20 protein-coding genes are annotated in these 17,387 nt (G+C 61.0%); 9 read left to right on the top strand and 11 right to left on the bottom strand.

The window, feature by feature from the left end:
* Positions 1-24: 24 nt before the first annotated feature.
* Both IAE77_RS03005 and IAE77_RS03000 read right to left on the bottom strand, forming a co-directional pair.
* Positions 25-636 carry a sigma-70 family RNA polymerase sigma factor gene (locus IAE77_RS03005; RefSeq protein WP_294221592.1) on the bottom strand — a complete coding sequence of 204 codons (612 nt, stop codon included), beginning with the start codon at positions 634-636 and terminating at the stop codon, positions 25-27.
* An 88-nt stretch (positions 637-724) separates the two neighbouring features.
* Entirely contained in the window at positions 725-1,216 is a 492-nt protein-coding gene (locus tag IAE77_RS03000; RefSeq protein ID WP_294221589.1) for a LysM peptidoglycan-binding domain-containing protein, read from the bottom strand.
* Positions 1,217-1,442: 226 nt separating this feature from the next.
* Here IAE77_RS03000 and IAE77_RS02995 point away from each other — a divergent pair, with 226 nt between their 5' ends.
* Positions 1,443-2,294: a sugar phosphate isomerase/epimerase family protein gene (locus IAE77_RS02995; RefSeq protein ID WP_294221586.1), complete on the top strand. Its 852-nt coding sequence runs from the start codon at positions 1,443-1,445 to the stop codon at positions 2,292-2,294.
* Between the two features lie 30 nt (positions 2,295-2,324).
* On the top strand, positions 2,325-3,695 hold the full coding sequence (locus IAE77_RS02990) for a Gfo/Idh/MocA family oxidoreductase (RefSeq protein ID WP_294221583.1): 1,371 nt from the start codon (positions 2,325-2,327) through the stop codon (positions 3,693-3,695).
* A 156-nt stretch (positions 3,696-3,851) separates the two neighbouring features.
* On the opposite strand, the gene IAE77_RS02985 is transcribed toward IAE77_RS02990, so the two are convergent.
* Positions 3,852-5,435 (bottom strand): trehalase family glycosidase, encoded by a 1,584-nt coding sequence (locus tag IAE77_RS02985; protein ID WP_294221660.1) that lies wholly within the window; start codon positions 5,433-5,435, stop codon positions 3,852-3,854.
* 142 nt (positions 5,436-5,577) lie between these two features.
* Here IAE77_RS02985 and IAE77_RS02980 point away from each other — a divergent pair, with 142 nt between their 5' ends.
* The 7 genes from IAE77_RS02980 (at position 5,578) to IAE77_RS02950 (ending at position 13,597) form a co-directional block, all read left to right on the top strand.
* The gene (locus tag IAE77_RS02980; RefSeq protein WP_294221580.1) at positions 5,578-7,104 is read left to right on the top strand and encodes a trehalose-6-phosphate synthase; all 1,527 of its coding nucleotides are present in this window, start codon (positions 5,578-5,580) and stop codon (positions 7,102-7,104) included.
* Between the two features lie 69 nt (positions 7,105-7,173).
* Positions 7,174-8,202: an SMP-30/gluconolactonase/LRE family protein gene (locus tag IAE77_RS02975; RefSeq protein ID WP_294221577.1), complete on the top strand. Its 1,029-nt coding sequence runs from the start codon at positions 7,174-7,176 to the stop codon at positions 8,200-8,202.
* Between the two features lie 710 nt (positions 8,203-8,912).
* On the top strand, positions 8,913-9,710 hold the full coding sequence (locus IAE77_RS02970) for a tRNA threonylcarbamoyladenosine dehydratase (RefSeq protein ID WP_294221573.1): 798 nt from the start codon (positions 8,913-8,915) through the stop codon (positions 9,708-9,710).
* 72 nt (positions 9,711-9,782) lie between these two features.
* Positions 9,783-10,619: a hypothetical protein gene (locus tag IAE77_RS02965; protein WP_294221570.1), complete on the top strand. Its 837-nt coding sequence runs from the start codon at positions 9,783-9,785 to the stop codon at positions 10,617-10,619.
* A 9-nt stretch (positions 10,620-10,628) separates the two neighbouring features.
* Positions 10,629-11,921: an FHA domain-containing serine/threonine-protein kinase gene (locus tag IAE77_RS02960; RefSeq protein ID WP_294221567.1), complete on the top strand. Its 1,293-nt coding sequence runs from the start codon at positions 10,629-10,631 to the stop codon at positions 11,919-11,921.
* Entirely contained in the window at positions 11,918-12,922 is a 1,005-nt protein-coding gene (locus IAE77_RS02955; protein WP_294221564.1) for a serine/threonine-protein kinase, read from the top strand. Before IAE77_RS02960 ends, IAE77_RS02955 begins: the two co-directional genes overlap by 4 nt.
* Positions 12,923-12,928: 6 nt before the next feature.
* Positions 12,929-13,597 (top strand): hypothetical protein, encoded by a 669-nt coding sequence (locus tag IAE77_RS02950; protein WP_294221562.1) that lies wholly within the window; start codon positions 12,929-12,931, stop codon positions 13,595-13,597.
* A 2-nt stretch (positions 13,598-13,599) separates the two neighbouring features.
* Here the strand turns inward: IAE77_RS02950 and IAE77_RS30890 are convergent, their stop codons facing one another.
* The 8 genes from IAE77_RS30890 to IAE77_RS02915 form a co-directional block, all read right to left on the bottom strand.
* Positions 13,600-13,800 carry a sigma factor-like helix-turn-helix DNA-binding protein gene (locus tag IAE77_RS30890; RefSeq protein ID WP_345780957.1) on the bottom strand — a complete coding sequence of 67 codons (201 nt, stop codon included), beginning with the start codon at positions 13,798-13,800 and terminating at the stop codon, positions 13,600-13,602.
* 27 nt (positions 13,801-13,827) lie between these two features.
* A complete protein-coding gene (locus IAE77_RS02945; RefSeq protein WP_294221559.1) occupies positions 13,828-14,358 on the bottom strand; it encodes a hypothetical protein in 531 nt (176 codons plus the stop codon).
* A 58-nt stretch (positions 14,359-14,416) separates the two neighbouring features.
* A complete protein-coding gene (locus IAE77_RS02940; protein WP_294221558.1) occupies positions 14,417-14,617 on the bottom strand; it encodes a hypothetical protein in 201 nt (66 codons plus the stop codon).
* A gap of 18 nt (positions 14,618-14,635) precedes the next feature.
* On the bottom strand, positions 14,636-14,815 hold the full coding sequence (locus IAE77_RS02935) for a hypothetical protein (RefSeq protein WP_294221555.1): 180 nt from the start codon (positions 14,813-14,815) through the stop codon (positions 14,636-14,638).
* A gap of 253 nt (positions 14,816-15,068) precedes the next feature.
* A complete protein-coding gene (locus IAE77_RS02930) occupies positions 15,069-15,665 on the bottom strand; it encodes a sigma-70 family RNA polymerase sigma factor (protein WP_294221552.1) in 597 nt (198 codons plus the stop codon).
* Positions 15,666-15,668: 3 nt separating this feature from the next.
* Positions 15,669-16,046, bottom strand: coding sequence for a rhodanese-like domain-containing protein (locus IAE77_RS02925; protein WP_294221549.1), 378 nt, complete (start codon positions 16,044-16,046; stop codon positions 15,669-15,671).
* A 27-nt stretch (positions 16,047-16,073) separates the two neighbouring features.
* Positions 16,074-16,604: a hypothetical protein gene (locus IAE77_RS02920; RefSeq protein WP_294221547.1), complete on the bottom strand. Its 531-nt coding sequence runs from the start codon at positions 16,602-16,604 to the stop codon at positions 16,074-16,076.
* A gap of 189 nt (positions 16,605-16,793) precedes the next feature.
* Positions 16,794-17,387: superoxide dismutase (locus IAE77_RS02915; RefSeq protein ID WP_294221543.1), on the bottom strand; the 594-nt coding region annotated here is incomplete at its 5' end.

The following is a 17,387-nucleotide window of genomic DNA, read 5'->3' as shown; positions in this document are numbered from 1 at the left end:
AGCCAGCGGATCAGTTCGTGGTTTTCAGAGGGTGGTTTCATAAACGTCCTTGAGCAGTTCTTGAAGTTTTTTGCGTGCGTAAAACAGGCGTGACATCACCGTGCCCAGCGAACACGGTACCATCGCGGCGATTTCCTCATAGGCCAGCCCTTCCACCTCCCTGAGCACGATCACCTGCCGGTGTTCTGGAGAGAGGCGGGCGATGGCCGCCTGGATGCGCTGGCCGACCTCGGCGTTTCGCAGGGCCGTGTCCGGGGCGGCGTCCCCTCGGGGCGCTGTTTCCGCCCCGACGGCGGCACGGTGCTCCGTCCGCTCATCATCAAACTCGCCATCGCCCTGGATCTTCTTCTTCCGCAGCCAGTCGTAGGTCACGTTGTGGGCGATGCGATAGAGCCAGGTGTAGAAAGCCGCGTCCAGCTTGAAGTTGGGCAGCGCCCGCCAGGCCTTGATGAAGGCCTCCTGCGCGAGGTCCCAGGCTTCCGTCTCGTTCTGGATCAAATGGTAGGTCATGGCGTAAATCCTCCCGCGATACTTCGTCACCAGCGTGTCGAAGGCCCGCGTGTCGCCAGCTTGGCTGCGTTTGACCAAGTCGATGTCAGAGACTTCGCCAGGGTCAGTCGCGGCTGAGGCAGGCATGGATGTGAAGGGCGGAAGATTGACGGACCCGGCGGGCAAAAATTCGATCCGGGACCAGCTTTGACCCGGAAAAGTTCGAGGCGGCTGATCAGGGGACTTTCAAAGACTGTCCCGGGCGGATCAGATCGCCGCTCAAACCGTTGGCAGCTTTGAGTTTCGCCACGGTGGTGCCCTTCTTCCGCGCGATGCCATAAAGGGTGTCCCCTTTGCCCACGGTGTAGCGGGAGCCGGACGACTTCTTGGCGGTGGATTTCGAGGAACTCGACTTTTTCTTTGCGGAACTGGACGAGGCCGTCGTCTTCTTTGGCGTGCTTGAGGTCGTGCTGCTGGGGGTGGTCTTCTTCGGAGCGCTGAAGGCATACGGGTCCGCAGGCGGCTCGGGTTCGGCCGGCATCGGCGGCTTCTGGTAGGACGGCGTGGATGACGACGCGTAGCCAGTCTGGCCGGGATACGGGTTGTAGTGCCCGTCATTGCCGTAGTTCGACGCGTAGGCGTTCCCACCGCCGGAACTTTTCATGTTCTCGCAGGCGGCCAGAAAAAGACAGAGGGCGGGCAGTGCAATGAAGCGGTGGGCGGTCATGTTGCTGAGGGTGTTCCGGCCTGCGAACCAGCATGGAAAGAGACCGCCGCACTAATGAAATCCCGCGTCCTCTTTTCAATGCCAATTTTGCCATGTCCATGCCCCGTTTGCGAATGACCCCGGCATTGAAACACACGGCCGCCTGCGGTCGTTCTGCCCGCCCGGCAAATCTTGCGACACAGACCTTGCCAATTCGTCCGCCATTCCCTAGCTTCGTGCCCCACACATGAAAATCGGCTTCAATCTCCTGCTTTACACCGGCCACGTCACCGAGGCGAACTATCCTGTCATCGAAAAGCTCAAGCAGACCGGATACGACGGTGTCGAGCTGCCGATTTTTGATGTCAGCAATCCAGCGCACTTCAAAGGCATCGGCCAGGTGCTGAAAGACAACGGCCTGCAATGCACCGCAGTCACGGTCCTTCCTGACGAGGCTCACAATGCCATCAGTCCGGTCGCCGCGAACCGCCAGGGGGCCATCGATCACCTCAAGCGCGTCCTCGAATGCGCCCACAATGCCGGCGTGCAGACGCTGTGCGGCCCTTACTACCAGGTTCTCGGCCAGTTCACCGGTGCCTTCCCGACGGAAACCGAGCTCAGCAACGCCGCTGAAGTTCATCGTGCCATCGCTCCCGTGGCGCAGGACGCGGGCGTGAAGTGCGCGATCGAAGCCCTGAACCGCTTCGAGTCCCACCTGCTGAACACGATGGAACAGGCGGCCGCTTACGTGAAGCGTGTCGATCATCCGAACTTCGGCACCATGTACGACACCTTCCACGCGAACATCGAGGAAAAGAACCCGATGGCCGCCATCGACACCGTTTTCGCCTCCGGCAAGCTGAACCACGTGCACATTTCTGAAAATGATCGCGGCACCCCCGGTCGTGGTCACATCAACATCGTCGAGCAGATCCAGCACCTCAAAAAGATCGGCTACGACGGCTGGATGACCATCGAGGCCTTCGGCAGCGCCCTTCCAGACCTCGCCGCTGCCACACGCGTCTGGCGCGACTTCTTCCCGAGCACCGAGCAAGTTTATACCGAAGGCTTCGCCCTCATCAAAAACGCTCTCGCCTGATTCCAGCCCCAAACCGAACCCATTCATCCCATGAACACACCGACCACCCCACAGGCCGCGTCCACACGCCGCCAGTTTATCGGCACCACTGCCGCTGCCAGCGCCCTCACCGTCGCACAATCCGCCTGGGCCGCAGGCAGTGATGAAATCAAAGTCGGCCTCATCGGCTGCGGTGGCCGCGGCACTGGTGCCGCCAGCCAGGCCCTCAGCACCAGCCAGCAGGGCGTCACCCTGCATGCCGTGGCTGACGCCTTCAAAGAAAAGGCCGACGGTGCCCTGAGCAACCTCCGCAACAAGGCTCCCGAGAAGGTGAAGGTCGATGACTCCCGCATCTTCGCCGGCCCCGACGCCTACAAGAAGGTCATCGAGTGCTGCGATCTCGTCATCCTCACCACGCCTCCAGGCTTCCGTCCGTATCACTTCGAAGCCGCCGTCCAGGCCGGGAAAAACATCTTCATGGAAAAACCCGTCGCCGTGGACAGCCCCGGCGTGCGCAAGGTCCTCGAAATGGCCAAAGTCGCCGACGAAAAGAACCTCAAGGTCGTCGTCGGTCTTCAGCGCCGGTATCAGAACTGCTACAAGGAAGCCCTCACCCAGGTCAAGGAACAGGGCGTCATCGGCGACATCGTCTCCGGCCAGGTTTACTGGAACGGCGGCGGCATCTGGTTCCGTGACAAGCGCCCCGACCAGTCCGAGCTCATGTACCAGATCAACAACTGGTACTTCTTCACCTGGCTTTGCGGCGATCACATCAACGAGCAGCACATCCACAACATCGACGTCGCCAACTGGTTCATCGGCGGCCATCCGGTCAGCGCCCAGGGCATGGGCGGCCGCATGCAGCGTGTGGAGAAGAAGTTCGGCCAGATCTACGACCACCACTACGTCGAGTTCACCTATGAGAACGGCGTCCGCGTCAACAGCCAGTGCCGCCATCAGTCCGGCGTCAGCAACGCCGTGCGTGAGGAATTCACCGGCACCAAGGGCAAGCTCTACCTCGACAACAGCGGCCGCTGCTACGCCAACGACCACAAGGGCAACACCATCTGGAAGTACCGCCCCGGTGGCAAGGACATCGGCGAAGCCAAGGGCAAGGCCGCCAAGCGTCTCGATCCCGATCCGTATCAGACCGAGCACGACACGCTGCAGGCCGCCATTCGTGAGAACAAGCCGCTCAACAACGCCTACTACGGCGCTGAGAGCACCATGACCGCCATCATGGGCCGCATGGCCACCTACTCCGGCAAGGAACTCAAGTGGGACGAGGTGCTGAACTCCAAAGTGCAGCACATGCCCGCCATCATCACGCCGGAATCCGAGCCGCCCGTCAAACCCGACGCTGAAGGCTGGTATCCCATCGCCATCCCGGGCAAGGACATCCCCGGCGCTCCCGTCGTCTGATCACAGACGTCCCAAGCTCATCCGCCCCGGCCGCAGTCATGCGGCCGGGGCTTTTTCTTTGAGGGCGGCAGCGTTCAGGTCCCCGCAAGGCGCAACCCGGCTGCCTGGTATGAACTCAAATCCGAAGCCGCGATTTGGCTCTTTCCTGGCTTCGGCTCAAACCTTGCTCAGGGTGCGTTGCGGCAGTTGGATCCGTGCGGTGAAGGTCTGCTCCACATCGAGGTCTCCGAGACAGCCCAGGTAATCCAGCAGCTCCATCGTGCAGGCATTCGTCCAGCCAAAGCCCGGCTCATTCGTGCAGTAGCCGAACTGGATCTTCCCGCGCACGTCACTCGTCATGTTTTCCACGTCGTACTTCTCAAACAGCCGCCCGGTGCGGGTGAATTCGTCCGTCACCACCGTCACAAACCGCCGCGCGATCCGCCGCGCCTCCTGCCGGTAGCCGTAGCGGTGCAATCCCATCACCGCGAGATAGTTCAGCGGCGCCCATCCGAAGGGCCGGTCCCATTGGCAGCCGCTCAGATGCAAACTCGCCAGCAAACCGCCCCGCGCCTCGAAATCCGGCAGGTTCGAGACAATGCGCGCCGCCTGTTCCCGCGTCGCCAGCCCGGCCCACATCGGCCAGAACGTCGTTGCAAACGGATACGACGTCTTGCGGCCCGCCCGGCCGTTGTAATCGAAGTACATGCCAGCTTGCTCGTCCCACAGATGCTCGTTGAGCGCCGCCGCACGCTCGTGCGCACGCGTCTGCCACACCTCGATCGTGTTCGTCGCGTCCAGAAACGCCCGCACCTTCGCAATGTCCACCTCCAGCCGCCACAGCAGCGTGTTCAGGCAGATCGGCAGCATGTCCAGCACGTCCAGATTGGCGAAACCGAACCTCCCGCTCACATCGAAGCCCGATTCCCGCATGCTGCGGTCGGCGTGATAGGCGTGCCGTGTCAGGGCACCCGTTTCAGGATCGAGGAAAGCCGACGCGTCCTGCACGTACTCGCCTCCTGCGGCCAGATTCATCTGCAAACGCTCATAATGGTTCCGGCCGTCCTCATCCACCTCCCCCCGCTCCACTTCAGGAGCCGGACCTTGGGCGAAGTCATAGTAGCGTGACAAGTTCAGCCCCGGCACCAGATGCGGCGGCACCGTCCAGTAGTAATAAAACTTCTCCAGCAGCGGCAGCGAGTGCTTCAGCCACGCCAGATCTCCCGTGGCGCGATACACCGCCAGCACCAGCCTGCCGAGAAATGGCGGATGCGACCGCGTCAGATAATACGTGCGGTTCGCCGTGAGCACGGTGCCGTAGTGCGCCACCTGGTAGAGGCACTGGTCGGCGATCGCACGCGCCATCGGCACGCGTCCCTGACGCAGCAGACCCAGTGCGATGAAGTAGCTGTCCCAGCCATACATCTCGTTGAATCGACCGCCCGGCACCACGTAGCGGCCCGGCAGGAACAGCAGCCCGTGTTCCTCGATCCGTGCGTAGTCCGGCGGCAGCACCTTCACCCGCAGCGCCTTCATCTCCTCCTTCCCCAGTGATTTTTCGAAGATCCGCTGCACGCGCGGCAGATCCTCCGACGCGGAGATGTAAATCGGGCACGAGTAAGTCGTCTCCTGCCCGAGTTTCACATCCTGCACCGCCTCGGTGACCTGACGGAGGCCGCGGCTCAGCCGATGCCATTCCGACTGGATGTGATCGACGAGCCTGGCGATCTCGCCGGTGGAAGGAAACTCTGGTTCGTCCATGTTCACGGGGAGGCGTTGGGTGGCCGCTCGCTTTCGGGTCAGCGACACGGTCTTCCTGCATTGAGAACGGCTCACCCCGGCATCGCGGACGTAACTCTGCTGGAGAATTTTTCCGCCACCCGGGCCTGTCCCCATTGTCCCCATGATCACCAGCCGAACATGGACCAAGGAATCGCTCGCCGAGCTGATCGAGCGCCGTCTCGGCGGCGCGAAACTTATCGTCGTGTCGAATCGGGAGCCGCACCTGCATCGCTATGGCGAAGGCGGTGATCTCGAGTGCGTCTCCACCACCGGCGGCCTCGCCACCGCCCTGCGGCCCATCCTGGCTGCGAGTCAGGGCACGTGGATCGCCCATGGTGCGGGCAATGCCGACCGCGACACCGTGGACGAGCACGACCGCATCGCTGTCCCGCCGGCCAATCCCTGCTACACCCTGCGTCGCGTCTGGCTCACGCCCGATCAGGAAGAAGGCTATTATTACGGCTTTGCCAACGAAGGCCTCTGGCCGCTCTGCCACATCGTGTTTCGCCGCCCCGTGTTCCGCATTGCCAACTGGAACGCCTATCAGGAAGTGAACCGCATCTTCGCCCAAGCCGTCATCGAGGAGGCCGGCAGCGGGCCGGCCGTCGTTTTCATCCAGGATTACCATTTCTGCCTGCTCTCACGCATGATCAAGGAGATGGGGGGCACGAATCTCACCGTCGCCCAGTTCTGGCACATCCCCTGGCCGAATCATGAGGTTTTCCGCACCTGTCCCTGGTCGCAGGAGCTTGTGGACGGCCTGCTGGGCAACGACCTCCTCGGCTTCCACACGCGCAACCACTGCCAGAACTTCTTTGAGACCGTGGACCGCTCGTTCGAGGCCATGGTGGATCGTGAAGGCTGGCGCGTCAGCCGTGGCGGCCACATCACCAGCGTGCGTCCGTTTCCCATCAGCATCGACTTCATGGCGAATGAAACCCTCGCCAGCAGCGCCGAAGTCGATGCGGCGATGGGAAAATGGCGCAAACGCCTCCGTCTCGGCGACCGGCTGCTCGGGGTCGGCATCGAGCGGCTGGATTACACCAAAGGCATCCCCGACCGGCTCCGGGCCCTGGATTACTTCATCGAGAGGCACCCGGAGTGGCACGGGAAGTTCACCTTTGTCCAGATCGCCGCACCCAGCCGCACGCATCTCCCGGAGTATCAGGCCGTCGATGATGAGATCGAAGCCCTCATCGAGCAGCTGAACTGGCGCTGGGGCCGGGAAGGCTGGCAGCCGGTGCTCTTTTTGAAGCAGCAACATGGCACGGTGGACATGATGGCCCTGCACCGCCTGTGCCGGTTCTTCATCGTGAACTCGCTGCACGACGGGATGAACCTCGTCGCGAAGGAGTTCGTCGCCAGCCGCACCGATGACGACGGCGTCCTCATCCTCAGCAAATTCACCGGTGCCTCACGCGAGCTCGACGCCGCCCTCGCCATTCATCCTTTCTCCATCCATGAGACCATGGCCGCCATCCATCAGGCTCTGGTCATGGACGCGGAGGAACGCGCCCGGTGCATGAAGTCCATGCGGGAAAAAGTCGCCCGGAACAATGTCTATCGCTGGGCCGGCAGCATCCTCTCGCAGCTGATGAACGTCGATGCCGTCGAAACCGCCGTGAATGACGACGCCGCGCTGGATTGAGACGATCGTGAGTTTCCAAGGCAATCGCTCTTGCCAATCCCGCGTCCCTCCCGCTACAACCACGGCGTCATGAAGTCCAACCGCCGCACCTTCCTCACCAGCTTCGCCGTTTCCGCCGCCACCACGACGCTCCTCTCCCGCGATTGGAGCGGCAACACCCCGGAACGTTATCCCGACCCGGACCTCATCGTGCTCGATCCGGCCTTTGAAAAACTCATTCAGGGGAACGCGCCCATCCGCCGCCTCCACACTGGCATGCTCTGGGCGGAAGGCCCGGCGTGGAATGGCACCGGCAACTACCTCGTGTGGAGCGACATCCCGAACAACGCCCAGATGCGCTATCTGCCGGAGGACGGCCACGTCAGCGTCATGCGCAACAACGCCAACAACAGCAACGGCAACACCTTCGACCTGCAAGGCCGCCAGATCAGCTTCGAGCACGCCACACGCCGCGTCGTGCGCTACGAACTCGACGGCAAGGTCACCGTCCTGGCCGACAAGTTCGACGGCAAGCCGCTCAACGCCCCCAATGACGGTGCCGTGCATCCGGACGGCTCCATCTGGTTCACCGATCCCGGCTACGGCAGCATGATGGACTACGAAGGAAACAAAGGAGAGCTGCATCTCAAGGAATCCGTCTATCGCATCGACCCCGGCGGCGAGATCACCAAGATCACCGAGGATTTGGAGAAGCCGAACGGACTCTGCTTCTCCCCCGACTACAAGAAGGTGTACATCGTCGATACCGGCAGCCCGAAAAACATCCGCGTGTATGACGTGGACGGCAAGACGGTGAAAAACGGCAAGGTGTTTGCCACAAACAAAGGCCAGCTCTCCGATCCGGAGGCCAAGGGCAACTCCGACGGCATCCGCTGCGATGTGGAAGGCAATCTCTGGGCCAGCGCCGGCTGGATTGGCGACGGCTACGACGGCGTGCATGTCTTCAATCCCGAAGGCAAGCTCATCGGCTTCATCAAGCTGCCCGAAACCGCCAGCAACGTCTGCTTCGGCGGCCAGAAGCGGAACCGCCTCTTCATCACCGCCTCCCAGAGCCTCTACTCGCTCCACGTGAACACACGCGGCGCGCATCACTGCTGACGCGACCCAGCGTAGAGGAAAACGTCCATTTTCACCGGGAGACGGCAGACTCACGTCAGCCGCTTCCGTCAAGTTGCTGAACGTTCGCCAGGCCGTGTTTGAAACTCGGCCTGGCACAGAAAGTCAGCGCCAACGGCGCGGCATTCCTCAGCCCACGGGCGAAGCCCTGGGTTTGCAACCCACGACTGCGCTTCGACTGGGGTAAAGCCCTGAAAGGGCGGGACTCGACTCAGGGTGATCGTCGCGGATGTGAGGTGACAGCGGGCACAGGGTGTCGAGTGCCGCCCTTTCAGGGCTGCCTTTCATCATCGGCCTTGGATGGGCACCGATCCCAGGATTGCATCCTGGGCTGAGGAGTCACGCGCCGTTGGCGCTTCGTATCCATCGGGGGGGCACAACCCGACGTAGCTCCCAGACAACAACGACGGCCGCCCAGCTGTGACGAACCCGCGTGGAAGAAAACGTCCGTTTTCCTCCAAACATCGGCAGGCTCACGTCAGCCGCCACGATCCGCCGCAGAGTGTTTGCTCGCTCCACGTGAATATGCGAGGCGCGCCTTGCTGGCGTTCGGAGTTCCGCCTTCAGGCGGCAAGGCATGACCACCAGCAGAGTTGACGTGCCCGCATGCTTCGGTGGTCTCTTTCCCGCCGACGTCGGCACTCCGAACCTCGCTCCCTTGATCTCCGGCTGCGCAGACGCTAAACGAATGCATGGATGACTCTTACCTCCAGCGTTTCGGCGGCATCGGGCGGCTCTACGGAGCCGCAGCCCTGCCACGTCTGGAAAAGGCGCACGTCGCCATCGTTGGCGTGGGCGGTGTGGGTTCCTGGGTGGTCGAGGCGCTCGCGCGCAGCGGCATTGGCGGGCTGACGTTGATCGACATGGACGACGTGTGCATCACGAACACCAACCGCCAGCTCCCGGCGCTGGCGCACACCATCGGCGTGTCGAAGGTCGATGTGCTGGCCTCGCGTGTGGCCGAGATCAATCCTGCCTGCCGGGTGAATCGCGTGATCGAGTTCCTGACGGAGTCGAACGTGGACCGCCTTCTCACGCCGGACTTCGATTTCGTCGTCGATGCGGTCGATCGCACGTCGATCAAGGCCTTGATCATCGCCAAATGCCACGCGCGTGGCCTGCGCGTGATCACTTCCGGCTCCGCCGGTGGCCGGCGTGATCCCACGGTCATCCGAATCGCCGATCTCGGCCACGCGGGGGCCGATCCGCTGCTCAAAGGCGTGCGCCAGGCACTGCGGCGCGATCATGGCTTCGCGAAGAGCGAGCAAGGCCGTCCGGTGACGATGGACATCCCGTGCGTTTTCTCGACGGAACGCCCGGTTTATCCGTGGGCTGACGGCTCCTGCTCGCTTGAACCCGAAACTGGCGCGGAAACCGGCCTGCGCCTCGATTGCGCCGCCGGTTTCGGCGCCGCGACCTTCGTCACCGGCACGTTCGGCTTCATGCTGGCTGCCGAAGTGGTGCGGAGAGTGGCATCTGAAGAACGCTAAAGTGCTCCAAGGCGGGTAGGTTGACGATTTTTCACGCGGTCCGTAGGTGGCTGTGAACACCACCTCCCCGCCATGCCTGCCAGCCCCGCCATCCGCACCTCCCGCGTCAAAGACGACGACCAGATCGCCTTTGAAAACGGCACCTCCTTTGAGGAAGCCTGCTCCTATCAGAAAGCCCTCGACTGGTATGCCGAGGTCAAGCCGACGGGCGGTTATCTCGACATGCAGGCCAGTTCATGTCGGGTCGCCATCCTGCTTGCCCTGAACCACCCGCAGCAGGCTTTGGAGATCGGACAGGCTGCGTTGGGCCGCATGCGCTGTTTCAGCATCGAGCTGCTTGGAGAAGTAGCCCGCACTGTGAACGCTCACCATGGATCGGCTCAGGCCCTCGCGTTCTGCCGTCACTGGCTCCATTTCCCCGAGGTGTCGAGGCTTGAGGACTTCTGGCTTTCGTCCGCAGGCTATGCGGCGCAGTGCGGCCAGTTTGAGCGCAGTCTGCGCTACATGGTGCGCGGCCTTACCATCTGCGGAGGAAAGCCTTTGTCGGATGTGCTGCTCGATTTCGACTTCGCACCGCTCTGGCATCACCTGGAGCATGAATGCTTGCCGCAGACTGAGGCAGTCGCTTTGCAGCACCCGGTCTGGCCCTCAGGGTTGGCCGGGCTTCCCCAAGTGCGAGGTGAACTCAGCTTCGAGAGCTTCACCCATGTGCCCGCCTCATTACGCCGCTACCTGAGATTGAACACACGCCACATGGTCTGGCGGCTTCATCGTGACACCCCGCCCGCGCAGCGCACCGCCTTCGAGGCCTGGTGCCAGGCCGTGCGGGATGCCTCGCTCGCCAGTCTCGATGCCGGGCGGCGCAAAGCCCTTGCCTCCCACGCCGGCACCAGCGGAGAATGCGCCTGATTTTGTCTCATGTCCGCCTCGATCCAGCTTCGCATCACCGAAGGCTCCGCCAAGGGCAAGGTCTTCGACTTCGCCGCGCACGACACCTTCCTCCTCGGCCGTCATCCCGACTGCCATGTGCACCTGCCGGATGACAGCTTCGTCTCCCGCCATCACTTCATTTTGGAAGTCTGCCCGCCTCAGGCCTGCGTGCGCGATCTCGGCAGCCGCAACGGTACTTATGTCAACGGCCGCAAGATCGGCGGACGGAAAGAAGGCGAGTCACCCGAGGAGGGCGCACGCCGCGCCTATCCCGAGGTCACCTTGAAGCATGGCGACCGCATCCAGGTGGGCGACACCGCCTTGGAGGTCGCGGTGAAGCAGGCCGCACCTGCCGCTGCCGTGCCCGCCGCTCCACCCGTGCCCAGCTTCGACGAGCTGAATCCCCAGCAGCTCGCCGACCTGCTGCTCAAAGCGGCGAAGAAAGGCAAGGCACCGCGTCTCGACATCCCCGGCTATGAAATCGGGAAGGAACTCGGCCGGGGCGGCTTCGGTGTCGTCTTCCGCGCCCGCCGCTTGAGCGATGGCGTGCCCGTCGCCATCAAGGTGCTCCTGCCGCGTGTCGCCGTGAAGCCGGTCGAGATGGAGAAGTTCCTGCGGGAGATGACCATCACCGCGCAGCTCCGCCATCCAAACATCGTCAAACTCTACGACCAGGGCCACTGCGAGGGCATCCCGTATTTCATCATGGAGTATTGCGACGGCGGCAGCTTGATGGATTTCATCATGAAGCACGGCGGCAAGGTGCCTCTCGAAACCGCCAGGCCCATCATGCTCGCCGCGCTGGAGGGTCTGGCCCACGCGCATCAGCAGGGCATCGTGCATCGCGATCTGAAGCCGCAGAACATCCTGCTCGACCGCGGCGTGGCCCGCATCTCCGACTTCGGCCTCGCCAAAAACTTCCAGCAGGCCGGCTTCAGCGGCCTCAGCATCACGGGCAACTACGCCGGCACCCCGCTCTTCATGCCGCGCGAGCAGCTCATCAACTTCAAGCACCTCAAACCCGCCTCCGATGTCTGGAGCATCGCCGCCACCTTTTATTTCATGTTCACTGGGGCGTTCCCTTATCCATTCACGGACAAACGTGATCCGATTGACGTTATCTTGAATGAAGACGTTGTCCCGCTTGAGGAGCGGGACAAGACGCTTCCAGCGGCATTGTGTGTCGAAATCAACCGATCTCTATCGCTTAAGCCATCCGGAAGACATCTATCAGCCGCGTCGCTCTGCGCCTCTCTTCAGCAAGCACTAGATTGTAAATGAACGAGCTGTCTTACTCTGTTGATTCTCTCTACGAACTTCAAATCAATGATGAAGTCCGCATCGGGAACGTGCTTCATCATGTGCGACGGTTCAGCCGCGGCGGCATGGGGTTGGTCATCTTCCTTATGCGCGATCAAAATGAACCTCCCCATCACATTCTCGCTCCCACGGTGGCGATCAAGGCCGTGCTGCCGGCGGACGACAATCAAACGATTCGCAATGCTTTTCAGAGAGAGATGACGATCTGGGCAGGACTGTCTCATGCCAACATTGTTCAGCTAAAAGAGATCCTCGTCACTCGTTCAGATGGCTGGGTTGCAGCTATGGATTGGTGTGTTGGGTCATTGAGAAACTTACTGGATGACCGAAGTGTATTGAGCACGCAGGAAGCGATATTTATCATCCGAGATTTGGTCGCCGGGCTTCAATACGCCCTCAAAGAATATGGACTACTTCATCTTGATTTGAAGCCAGCGAACGTTCTTTACCAACACGATCTCTTTAAACGTATGTTGAAACATAAAGATGATCCAGTTAGGCAACATGTCTGGAAGATTTCTGATTGGGGGTTGGCTTCGACCAAAAATGCAAGACTTGAAAAGCTCATCCCATCCTTGTTTAGCGATGAATTTTTGACCATAAACAACTTGGGAACGGCAGCCTATATGGCACCTGAACGCTTTGTCTCTGGCACCAGATCATCCATCGCTTCAGATTTGTATGCAGTTGGGCTCATTTTTTATGAAATGCTGATCGGACACCTACCCTCCCACTTTTCAGAACTAGGCATTGTCGAACAAATTTGTTCCGGCCGCTTCTTTAGAGCCGCAGCAACGCAATTGAATGAGCAAAGAACTCCGAAGGCGGTTGCCGAGATCATCCTACGCTTGATCGATCCCGACCCTGAAATACGGGGTAGCGGTTACATTGAGCTTATAGACCGCCTCAATCAGCTTCAGCGCCCTCGTTCGCTTATCTCCCGTCTATTCAAATCAAACTGATGTCTTATGAGCTTCTTCGATTTTCTAAAACCAAAAAAGGACCCGCTAAAGGATCCACGGTTTCGTCCGACAGTGATTAAAATGATGGCTGCCCAACTTGCTTCTAAATGCGGCAATCTGAAAGCTGTTGGCAGGGAGACCGAAGCAAGGGCAACGGCCTTGCGATTTCTCGAGAAATCATTTCAGACATGCAGTGAAAAGCAGTTCATAGATTCCGCCGAAATGCTCTCGGCTATCGCAAGCGCCGCTGTCATGTTGGGCGAAGCCTCATTTGGGAAGAAGTTCTTGGATGCCATCATTGACCTCCATGAACAAACACAAGCCACAAAAGACGGGAAGGCTGTGCCAATTGACCTGACCCAAGCATACATTGCATCAGGCCGGTTGGCTCATGCGATTCGCGATTTCGAAGAAGAATATCGATGTTTTTGGCACGCGTGCGAAGCTAAAGCACCGCCCAACTGCAAGGCTCCGGCCACACAGACCATGAAAGCGATTGCTCACCAGTTTGCTTATGGATGCGCTGGCCCTCCCTATTCAAAAGCCGCTCTTGAAGAGTGTGAGCGGCGGATGTCTTGGCATGATGCGAAGCGGCGTGAATACGCTCCTGAATGTGACTGGGATGATGACATGAGCGTCCTTGATTGGATAAAAGAGCATGCGGCAGATATATGAACTTAGTCTGTGTGTGTTCTCAGTAGCCCCTGCGAATCGATTCCCCCGAAGCCTTTCGCGGCCAATTGTTCACGAAGCTGGGTCATTGCTGAGGTGGCGGCCTTGTGGGCAGCTTGGTTGGAGATCCCCAGGCTTTCACCGATCTCCGCGTAGCTACGACCTTCGGCAACGAGCCCGAGAATCTGGCGGGTGCGGGCGGGCAGCGTGGCGGCTTGCAGGTGCCAGATGCCTCAGTCCACGAAGTTCCGTCGAATTCTCTCCTCCTCGACCAAGGCCTTGCTGAGCGTCTGGCCGAGGGGATGCGGCAGGAACTCCTCCAGACCGAGACGAAGCACGAGGCGGTTGGGAATGGCGAGGGGGCGGATCGCCAGCAGGCTGTCCGCCGCGCGGCGCACGAGTTCCGGGCCGTCGATGCCCTGATCCCCAAGCATCTTCACGATCACCGCCAGGGCCACAGCGGTGCTGCGGGAGCGGCCGGCCCAGCATTGAAACACCAGCGGCTCCCGCCCGCTCTGCGCCACGAAGCGCAGGATGCCCTGCAAGTGCGCGGGCTTTGGCCCGTGGCCTTGCGTGCCCTCCGGCGTGAACACATCCTCAATCACGACCGCGTGCGCTTTCCGCGCATGAGTGAGCACCGCCTCCGGGTGATCGGGCTCGCGGATGCTGATGACCTGCCAGCGCCCCGGATCAGCCGCGAGAAAGGCCCCGATCTCCGCATGGTGGCAGACGGCAAGCTCCCGCTGAAGGCATTCGATGAACATGCGGCGAGATAGCACGGGCGCCGTGCTTTTGCCTCAGGAGAGTCGGCGGAGCCTACAATCAGGCGGTGGCCTTGACCCGCTTGCGGGCGGCGGGCTTGCGGCGGCGCGGAGCGAGGTAAGGCACGGCCCACAGCAGATGATTCACATTGCCGAGAAAGCCCACGAAATCGTCGTCATAGGTGCCGTCGGCCTTCATGCGGGCCACGAGCGCCGCTTTTTCCTCAGGGGTCATTTTTTCGATGGGCTTGGTGAGTCTCATGGGCGGAGAGGGCGACGATCATGACTTGGCCGGAACAAGACGCGCCTGAGCACGCACGATGCGGTCTCCCATGTTCTTCTCGCGTTCCCGGAGAGCATCGCCGATTTGCTTTTGATCGTGACCGAACCCGGAGGTGAGCCTGCGCCGGATGGCACGCAGCCATTCGAGATCGTCGGTGTCGGGGTGGGGCTGGTTCATGGCGGATGCTACCCTCCAGAGTACTGGATGCCAGACGAAATCCACCAGAGTGCTGAGGAACCCCAGGCTTAGGCACCAAAAACCCACGATCGGATTCAAGGCAGCGGACAGATGATTTCCCGCAGATTCAGAGAAGCCCACAGATTATGAATGAAGCAAATCTGCTGGCCTCCATGAATCTGAGGGAGAAACAAGCGATGCTTTATTCCGTTTCGATTTCATGCGTTAGCCCGATGAGGAGCCATGAGCTTCATCAATCTGGCGGGCGTGTCGCGGTGCGTAGAAATCCCTGCGAATCGAGCCCACCGAAGCCTTGCGCGGCTAATTGCTCGCGAATTTGGGTCATCGCGGATGTGGCGGCCTTGTGGGCGGCTTGTTTGGAGATGCCGAGGCTTTCACCAATCTCCGCGTAGCTGCGACCTGCCGCGACGAGGCCGAGAATCTGCCGCGTGCGCTCGGGCAGCGTGGCGAGCACCGCCTCCAGCACTCGGCGGCTTTCCTGGGAGCGCACCTGCGCCAGCACATCCTGAAACTCATCCGGCAGCCGCTGGCTGGGCGCGGTGCTGCCCGCCGTGGTGAAGGCGGAGAGGGCGAGATCCGCCTCCGGCCCGATCTGCCGGGCATGACGGGCCTCTTTTTGATGCAGCGAGTTCAGCGCATTCCGAATGGCCTGCGCCGCATACGGCTCAAAAGCCCCGCGTGCCGGATCGAACGCCTGCGCCGCCCGATGCAGCGCCGCCTGTGCCACCGCCCGCACATCGTCCATGCTCACGCCGGGAATGTTCGCATAGCCACCGGCGATCTTTTCCGCCAGCGGCAGGTGCGCGTGAAACAGGGACTCCCTTTCCATACGTCACTTCTCCACTGGCTTGCCTGCGGCTTCCCAGCCGCCGAAGCCTTCGTCGAGGTGGATGAGGTGGGTGAAGCCGAGTTTCTGGAAGATGGGCAGGGAACGGGTGCTGCGGCCGCCGGCCTGGCAGTGGACGAGGGTGGGCTTGGTTTTGTCGAGCTTCGCAAGCTGGGCCTGGAAGTCGTCCGACATGATGTCGATGTTTTTCGCGCCTTTGATGTGACCGTCTTTGAATTCATCCGGCGTGCGGACATCGACGATGGTGACGTTGCCTTCAGCGATGATTTTGGCTGCGTCGTCGGCTTTGACGTGCTTGACGGGGTCAGCGGCGAAAAGGGCGGCTGGAAGGAGGAACAGGAGGGCGGTGAGGAGGGTTTTCATGGGGGGTTGGGTTTGAGGTATGAACGATTACGTGGAGGGACAGTGGACTTCGACGGACATGCGACTGAGCCGCTGGTAGAGTCTGCGCAGGGCGACGATGGGCCGCCAGCGATAGAGGTAGATGTCGAGCGGCTTCCACATGGCGACCCAGCCGATGATGGTGAGACCTTCGCGGACGACGGTCTGCCAGTTTCCTTCGGGTGGTGTGAGCAGGGTGGCGGCGAATTCGCAGAGGGCCAGAAAGGCGAGGCCCATGAGGAGGGCGCCGCGTCCTTCGCGCATGAGCCGCCGCCTTTCACGGAGGGCCATGTTGGCCTGATACTCGAAGTAGTGGGCGACGGAATCGGCGACGAGTTTCTGAGGATCAGGCGTGTCTGCGGGACACTTCGCCAGATGGACGACCAGCTTCAAGTCGTGGTGCTTGGAGTGCTCCTGGGCCCAGCTGACGATGAATTGCTCGGCGTCGTGATCGAGGTCGCGCTCGTGGAAGGGCGACGGGTCCATGGAGTTGAAGAACTGGCTCAACTCCGTGAGCTTGACCTCGATGAGTCCGGTCATGACGCAGATGGGGAGGCTTGGCCGAAGGCGGGGCAGGAAATGACGAATGACGAGTTTCCGAATGACGAATGATGGCCGATGCCCGAATGACAATGACCGCCTGCCCGCGATGTGACGCGGAGAGTTTCGGATTTTGGCATTCGGGCTTCTTTCGTCATCCGGATTTACTCATTCGTCATGGGTCGCGTCTCAGCCTTTGACTGCGGCGGCATACTGCTTCGCCACCTCGTCCCAGTTCACGACGTTCCACCAGGCGGCGATGTAGTCGGGGCGTTTGTTTTGATATTTGAGGTAGTAGGCGTGCTCCCACACATCGAGACCGAGGATCGGCGTGCCGAGGTCGGCGTCTTCGACGATGCCTTTCATGAGGGGATTGTCCTGGTTCGGTGTGGAGGTGACTTTGAGTTTGCCATCCTGGGTGACGATGAGCCAGGCCCAGCCGGAGCCGAAGCGCTTGGTGCCGGCTTCGCTGAAGACTTTCTTGAAGTCGTCGATGCTGGTGAAGGTGCTCTGGAGAGCGTCGGCGAGCTTGCCTTCAGGGCCTTTCTTGCCAGCCGGGGCCATCCATTTCCAGAACCAGGTGTGGTTGACGTGGCCGCCGCCGTTGTTGCGGATGGCGCTCTGCTGGTCGGCTGGGAGGGATTTGATGTCGGAAATGATCTCGACGGTGTCGGTTTTGCTGATGTTGGCGGCTTTGAGAGCGTCGGTGAGCTTGGCGATGTAGGCGGTGTGATGCTTGCCGAAGTGGATGTTCATCGTCATGGCATCGATGTGGGGTTCCAG

This window comes from Prosthecobacter sp., assembly GCF_014879935.1.
Lineage (GTDB): Bacteria > Verrucomicrobiota > Verrucomicrobiia > Verrucomicrobiales > Verrucomicrobiaceae > Prosthecobacter.
Note: the sequence above shows the minus strand (reverse complement) of the source record. Positions and strands in the feature narration are given on the sequence as shown.